6 protein-coding genes are annotated in these 6,000 nt (G+C 61.8%); 4 read left to right on the top strand and 2 right to left on the bottom strand.

Translation table 11 applies throughout. From position 1 onward, the window contains the following. Positions 1 to 280: 280 nt before the first annotated feature. Positions 281 to 1,171, bottom strand: coding sequence for an alpha/beta fold hydrolase (locus ACF8EA_RS24880; protein WP_392523591.1), 891 nt, complete (start codon positions 1,169 to 1,171; stop codon positions 281 to 283). A 124-nt stretch (positions 1,172 to 1,295) separates the two neighbouring features. On the opposite strand from ACF8EA_RS24880, the gene osmE reads away from it, so the two are divergent. Both osmE and ACF8EA_RS24870 read left to right on the top strand, forming a co-directional pair. Further along, a complete protein-coding gene (gene osmE / locus ACF8EA_RS24875; protein WP_053870445.1) occupies positions 1,296 to 1,637 on the top strand; it encodes an osmotically-inducible lipoprotein OsmE in 342 nt (113 codons plus the stop codon). Positions 1,638 to 1,679: 42 nt separating this feature from the next. After that, positions 1,680 to 2,210 carry a bacterioferritin gene (locus ACF8EA_RS24870; protein WP_020192925.1) on the top strand — a complete coding sequence of 177 codons (531 nt, stop codon included), beginning with the start codon at positions 1,680 to 1,682 and terminating at the stop codon, positions 2,208 to 2,210. Between the two features lie 37 nt (positions 2,211 to 2,247). Here the strand turns inward: ACF8EA_RS24870 and ACF8EA_RS24865 are convergent, their stop codons facing one another. Beyond that, the gene (locus ACF8EA_RS24865; protein WP_103469633.1) at positions 2,248 to 4,314 is read right to left on the bottom strand and encodes an AsmA family protein; all 2,067 of its coding nucleotides are present in this window, start codon (positions 4,312 to 4,314) and stop codon (positions 2,248 to 2,250) included. Between the two features lie 340 nt (positions 4,315 to 4,654). Here ACF8EA_RS24865 and ACF8EA_RS24860 point away from each other — a divergent pair, with 340 nt between their 5' ends. After that, on the top strand, positions 4,655 to 5,242 hold the full coding sequence (locus ACF8EA_RS24860; RefSeq protein ID WP_392523589.1) for a phage infection protein: 588 nt from the start codon (positions 4,655 to 4,657) through the stop codon (positions 5,240 to 5,242). Positions 5,243 to 5,364: 122 nt separating this feature from the next. Next, entirely contained in the window at positions 5,365 to 6,000 is a 636-nt protein-coding gene (locus ACF8EA_RS24855; protein ID WP_021784439.1) for a TetR family transcriptional regulator, read from the top strand.

Genomic DNA, 6,000 nt, shown 5'->3' with positions numbered 1-6,000 from the left:
CTTGTTTGTACGGCGCGATATCGAGCCATGCGCCAAGGCGTTCGCGCGCAAATCCCCCAGAAATAACTGGCCCGAAACAAACGTAGGAGCGAGCAAAGCTCGCGATGCGCCGCGCGGGCGGCGCTCGATCTTACAGGCGCATCTGCTGTAACGGCGAACGCCTCCAAAAACTGCTTTTCGAGACCTGCTAAATGAATTACCTATTCCCCTCACCGCCATCCTCTCCTGGGCCGGAAGCACCGTGCTCACCAAGATGTCGGCTAGCGCCAAGGCGCTTGAGCTAAAGCCCCGCCGCCTTGAGCCGGGCGGCATGTTCGGTGAACAGCCGCACCGGCTCGGCGCCTTTGCCCACGGCACCGAGTGACTGGTTGACGATGTCCAGGTGATCAAGCGGGTAATCGTCGCCGATCACCTGCCCCAGATGCGAACTGAAACGCCCGACCATGCCGTCGCAATGGCCCTTTTCCCTGATGAAACTGCGTGCGAACAGGCGGCAGAAGCGGCTGCTGCCGTCGAAGCGGTTGCGCCCCTGGTCTGTCAGGCCCGGTTGCAAGGTGCCGGACCAGGAGTAATAGCGTACGCCATTGACCTCATAAGCCCCTTCCCCACCCCAGGTTTGCGGCAGGCCCTGTGGATAAGCCTGGTTGAACAGTGCCACCCCGGCGCTGGTCAGCGACTGGTGCGAGGCGTGCACATCTACCGGCAGCGGGTCACGACGCCAGCCGGTTTCCAGCCACACCAGCAGCACGGCAAAGCCATGCAGCATGGCCTTGAGGATGCGTCCCTGGGGTGAATTGCCCGGTGCCGTGCGTTCCAGGTGGTCGGCCAGCTCAGAGCCATGGTTGGGCCCCGCCACCGACGTGACCGATGCCACCCGCCCCGGCCGTTTGGCCGCTGCGTAACGCGCGCTCAGGGCGCCCTGGCTGTGGCCGATGAGGTTGACCTTGTCGACGCCAGTACGTTGGCAGATGTCGTCAATGATCGCCAGCAACTGCTCGCCACGTACCTCGCTGGAATGCAGCGGCGAAACCTGCACCGGAAACACCTGCGCCCCGCCCTTGCGCAGGGCCGGCACAATGCCGAACCAGTAGGGGTAGAGCACCATCCGGACAAACCCGAGCATGCCCGGCACCAGCACCAGCGGGTATCGCGTGGCCAAATCCTGCTGCATTGCCGCAGCCCCTTTTGCGTGGACGACGGGCCAACACTACAGCGGCCATCATGACCATCGCAATCGAACTCCCGGCGCGCGTTGTGGTTCAAAACCACACAGACCCTTTGCAAGGAGCGGGAAAATGTACAAGCAGACCCTGGCAATCCTTCTGGCAAGCGCCACCCTGGCCGCCTGCGGCAGCCGCCCGGAAAACCCGGTGGATTACGTCACCTACCGCGACGAGCCGCTGGTCAAGCAGGTGGAGAACGGAATGACCATGCAGAAGGTCATCGCCATTGGCGGCAGCCCATCGAACGTGATCGACCTGCCGCACGGGGGCACCTGCAACAACTACATCCTCAACCGCGATGGCAATCAGCAGCCCTACTACGTGCGCTTCGATGCCACCGGCCATGTCGATGCCAAAGGCTTCAAGACCTGCAAACAACGCCAAGAGGACAGCGACGCCCTGCATGGCGCGTAAGCCTGCGCTCCAACCTGACCCTGACCCCTGCTGGAGATAACCATGAGCAATGTTGAACTGACCGATGTGAAAACCCTGCGCGAGCGTGCACGCCAGCATGTGGAGCAAGGCGCAGTGACCGAGGGTTACCACGCCGACCGTGAGCAGATCCTGCGCCTGCTTAATGAATCGCTGGCCACCGAACTGGTCTGTGTGCTGCGCTACAAACGCCACTACTTCATGGCCAGCGGCATAAAAGCGAGTGTGGCTGCCGAGGAATTTCTGGAACATGCCAACCAGGAAGCCGAACATGCCGACAAGTTGGCCGAGCGCATCGTGCAACTGGGTGGGGAACCGGACTTCAACCCCGACAACCTGACCAAGAACTCGCATGCCCAGTACGTGGCCGGCAACTCGCTGAAAGAGATGGTGCTGGAAGACCTGGTGGCAGAGCGGATCGCCATAGACAGCTACCGGGAAATCATTCAGTACATCGGGGATAAGGACCCGACTACCCGTCGCATATTCGAAGACATCCTGGCGCAGGAAGAAGAGCACGCGGACGATATGTCCGACCTGCTGCAAGGCCTTTGATTTCTGACACCCTTCTGGGGCCGCTTTGCGGCCCCTGCTATTTCTGCGCCTTTACCGTTGCCGGCGCCTTGCCTGCCTTCATCTGCTGCAACAACGGTGTGCACTGGTTCGGGTCATCCCCGCTGCTGGGCGCAATCAGCGCCAGCAACCCCGCCGCCGGCCCGGCAACAACACCCAGCGCAACCATCCCTGCGCCGCGCAACGCCAGCGGCAGTGCCTGCACACCGGCGCTCGGTTTGACAAACGGTCCGCGCACATACAGCGGTGAACGTAGCGAGAACAACCGCAGCCCTTTCGATTCCGGGGTGATGTTCAAATCCAGTTGCTCGGAAGCGAAATTTGCCGTGCCGTTGATGTAGATGATCGCGTTCTCGGTATCGAAGATGAACAGTCGCGTAGTCGCCAGTCCATCCTTGATGCCAACATCAGCAGCCGCACAGTTGATCTTCACGTCCTCATCACCAAACAACTTGCCGACCACATAGTTGCCCACATTCAACCCGGCAATTTCCATCAGGCTGCGGCTGATGGCGCCATCGTTGATCAGCATGCGCAGGTCGCCATTGGCTGTACCCAGCAAGGCGGCTACCGAGTTGCCACGGCCGCTGATGTCGGCGTCACCATTGAGCTCACCAAAACTGGTCTGCATAGGCGCAAAGGTGGGGAACAGCTGCTTGAGCTTGAAGCCCCGCGCAGTCAACTTCGCACGCCCCTGCAAGGGCACGCTGCGCCCGTCCAGGCGGATGTTGGAGGCCAGACTGCCGCCAGCCACGCCAAAGCGCAGGGGCTCCAGACGCAACAGGCCGTCTTCGAGAACCACATGGGCCGACAGGTCATTGAACGGCAGCTGCGCGCTGTGCACGATGCGCTTGCCAGCAAAAGTGACGTCAGCGTCCATCGCGCGCCAGCGCTCGGTGCGAAACGCCTCCACTGGCAGCACCTTGCCTGCAGGCTGCTTGCTGGCACCGCCGCGGGCCTTCTGTTCGGCATTGGAGTCGGCGCCGATCAGCGGCGCCAGGTCCTTGAACAGCAGCTGGTTCGATACCAGGTTACCGGACAGTCTGGGCCGTGGCTGGCTGGCAACGAAGGCCAGGTCCCCGTGGATATCGCTGTCGCCGATCTTGCCGTTGAAGCCCTGGTAATTGAACGTCGCCCCTGCCGCCGCATGCAGGTTGGCGCTGAGGCGACCGTCGGTGGAATAGGCCGAGGTGTCAGGCAAGGTGACCCCGGTCAAGGGGTAGAGGTTACCCAGGCTGGCACCCGACAAACGCAGGCGCAGGTCGAGGGCGCCAAGATTACGCGGGTCGGTGAGGGTGCCGGCGAGGACCACATGGGTGTCGGCGATGCGCACGTCGGCCTGCAGCGGGAACGGCTGGCTGGCGTCCTGCAGGGCCAGCAGGCCACCGATCTTGCCGGTGCCGGACACTGGCTGGCCTTTATAGCGGCCCTGGGCCTTGAGGCCGAAGGCATAGTCCTGCGCACCACCGACCTTCTCGGCACTGGCCTTGCCGACAATCTCACTGAACGGGATTGGTTTGCCAAGCGGGTCGATCTGCACCTTCATGCTGGTTTTCAGGGTCTGGTCGTCGAAGCTGACGTTGCCCTGATCGAAGCCGATGGCGCCGATGTCCAGCTGCCATTTGGAAGGTTCAGCGTTTTCATCCTTGGGGCCGAAGTCGAAGACCCAGTTGGCACGGCCATCGGCCAGGCGAGTGAGGCTGGCAGTGGGCTTGGTGAGGTTGATGCGGGGTATGCTGATCTGCTGGAACACGAGCGGCAGCGGCGCCAGGCGAAACTCCACGCGCTCAAGGCCGACCATCTTCGGCTCCTTGAACCACTCGGGGTTGCCCAACGTCAGGTCTTCGGCAATGAAGTGCGGCCAAGGCACCCAGGCACGCCAACCGCCCTCTTCGGGTTCGGTACGCCAGTGCACGGCGAGGTTGCCGTTGATCGCGAAGGGCCGATGCAAGGCTTCGGAGACCTTCTCGTTGAGCAATGGCTTGACGCGGTTCCAGTCGAAGGTGGCAATCACTACCACCAGGATCGCCAGCACGGTGAGCAGGCTGGCGAGGGTCCAGACGAGGATTCTGGCGGGACGCGTCATTGCGTAATTCTCCTTGCGGCATGACAGAAAACAGGCGCAGCGATGGCCTCAATAACTCCGACTGATGAAAACCCGTGAGGTTTTATCGATGGCGCCATGATAGCGAAGTTTTTCCTGGCCTTTTGCTCAGGAATTTGTCGCGCCACGGCGCACATGTTACCTACCATCAACAGGGTCAGGGGATTGTCATTACGCCTGCAAGGCTCGGAATAGAGGCCTTTCCAACCTCTATCAATATGGTCGATTGTTACCATTACCCATATGAACTTCTCTCTGGCGTTACGCGGCGTAGCATTGGCTCCGTACCCACTTTCCAGCCCCCGAGAGGAGCACCGAAATCATGAAACGCCATCTGCTGACCCTGACCCTGTCCCTTCTGGCCGCCAACGCTTTCGCACTGCCAGCGTCCGAGCAACACCTGACGTCCGAAGCGCGCTCCAGCGCTGCCGAAATTGCCCAGCCGCTGAAAGCCGTAGCTGAAGGTGGTTCTGATCGCCTGATCGAACGCACTGGCCGTGTCGCCGAAGGTGGCTCGGATCGCCTGATCGAACGCACCGGCCGTGTCGCCGAAGGTGGCTCGGATCGCCTGATCGAACGCACCGGCCGTGTCGCCGAAGGTGGCTCGGATCGCCTGATCGAACAAGCTGGCCGTGTCGCTGAAGGTGGCTCGGATCGCCTGATCGAACAAAGTGGCCGTGTTGCTGAAGGTGGCTCGGATCGCCTGATCGAACAAGCTGGCCGTGTTGCTGAAGGTGGCTCGGATCGCCTGATCGAACAAGCTGGCCGTGTTGCTGAAGGTGGCTCGGACCGCCTGATCGAACAAAGTGGCCGAGTTGCTGAAGGTGGCTCGGATCGCCTGATCGAACAAGCTGGCCGTGTCGCTGAGGGTGGCTCGGATCGCCTGGTTGAACTCAGCCGTGTGAGCTGATCGCCATGGCCGAAAAGAACAACTTATGTCACAACGCTTGCTCCCCTCCAGGCCCGGTCCATTGACCGGGCTTTGTTTTTTTATCTAGAGTGCCCAGCCTGACCGTTACAGAAGCCCGCACCATGCTGCCGCGCGCCGAACAGAAGCTACAGACCCGCCAGGCCCTGCTCGATGCCGCCTGCCTGCTCATGGAGAGTGGCCGCGGTTTCGGCAGTATCAGCCTGCGCGAGGTGGCGAAAACAGCCGGCATCGTGCCGACCGGCTTCTACCGGCATTTCTCCGACATGGACGCCCTGGGCCTGGCCCTTGTCGCCGAAATCGACACCACCTTCCGCCAGACCATCCGCCTGGTGCGCCAGAACGAGTTCGAACTGGGCGGCATCACCGACGCTTCGGTGCGCATCTTTCTCGATGTGGTAGCCGCCCATCACGCGCAGTTCCTGTTCCTGGCCCGCGAGCAGTACGGTGGTTCACAGGCCGTACGCCAGGCCATTGCCCGCCTGCGCCAGGATATCAGCGACGACCTTGCCACCGACCTTGCGCGGATGAAGCGATGGCAACACCTGGACAGCGCCGCGCTGGCGGTGATGGCCGACCTGGTGGTCAAGACCGTATTCGCCACCCTGCCCGAGCTTATCGACAACCCGGAAGCGGGTTATCCACAGGTCCTGACGCCGCAGGAAAAGATCACCCAGCAATTGCGCTTCATCTTTGTCGGGGCACGGCATTGGCAGGGACTCGGCAACCCAGGCTACTGA

This window comes from Pseudomonas sp. YQ_5 (assembly GCF_043103305.1).
GTDB lineage: Bacteria > Pseudomonadota > Gammaproteobacteria > Pseudomonadales > Pseudomonadaceae > Aquipseudomonas > Aquipseudomonas putida_Y.
Note: the sequence above shows the minus strand (reverse complement) of the source record. Positions and strands in the feature narration are given on the sequence as shown.

Bases quoted from the DNA above. Each gene is read 5' to 3' on its own strand.
- ACF8EA_RS24880 (WP_392523591.1), bottom strand. From the start codon at position 1,171: ATGCAGCAGGATTTGGCCACGCGATACCCGCTGGTGCTGGTGCCGGGC.
- osmE (WP_053870445.1), top strand. From the start codon at position 1,296: ATGTACAAGCAGACCCTGGCAATCCTTCTGGCAAGCGCCACCCTGGCC.
- ACF8EA_RS24870 (WP_020192925.1), top strand. From the start codon at position 1,680: ATGAGCAATGTTGAACTGACCGATGTGAAAACCCTGCGCGAGCGTGCA.
- ACF8EA_RS24865 (WP_103469633.1), bottom strand. From the start codon at position 4,314: ATGACGCGTCCCGCCAGAATCCTCGTCTGGACCCTCGCCAGCCTGCTC.
- ACF8EA_RS24860 (WP_392523589.1), top strand. From the start codon at position 4,655: ATGAAACGCCATCTGCTGACCCTGACCCTGTCCCTTCTGGCCGCCAAC.
- ACF8EA_RS24855 (WP_021784439.1), top strand. From the start codon at position 5,365: ATGCTGCCGCGCGCCGAACAGAAGCTACAGACCCGCCAGGCCCTGCTC.